Source organism: Candidatus Frankia nodulisporulans (assembly GCF_902806475.1).
Classification (GTDB): Bacteria; Actinomycetota; Actinomycetes; order Frankiales; family Frankiaceae; genus Frankia; species Frankia umida.
Map to the genome: position 1 here is coordinate 1 of NZ_CADCWS010000584.1, position 321 is coordinate 321.

The window sequence follows — 321 nt, forward strand, 5'->3', positions numbered from 1 at the left end:
AGCTCCAGATTTCGTTGGGTCTGGTCGCGAGGAGTTCCGGTTTCTTCCGGGCGGGGTGGGTGGCCTGGGCCCGCCGCTCGACGGTCTGGGCTCGGGCCCGCAGCAGCCGGTACATGGTGGACATGCTGGCCAGGTAGACACCCTCGTCGAGCAGGGTCGCCCAGACCTGGGCGGCGGACTTGTCGACGAACCGGTCGCTGTTGAGGAGTTCCAGGAGCCGTTCACGTTCGGTGTCGTCAAGCGCTGCCGGGTGGACGGCCGGGGTCCGTGACGGGATGTCTGTGGAGGGTGCGGGGTGGCGCCGACGGTACATTGTCGCCC

Annotated in this window: 1 pseudogene; it reads right to left on the minus strand. The window is 68.5% G+C overall.

From position 1 onward, the window contains the following. Window positions 1-321: pseudogene (locus G6R24_RS21490) on the minus strand (helix-turn-helix domain-containing protein); the annotation flags it as partial.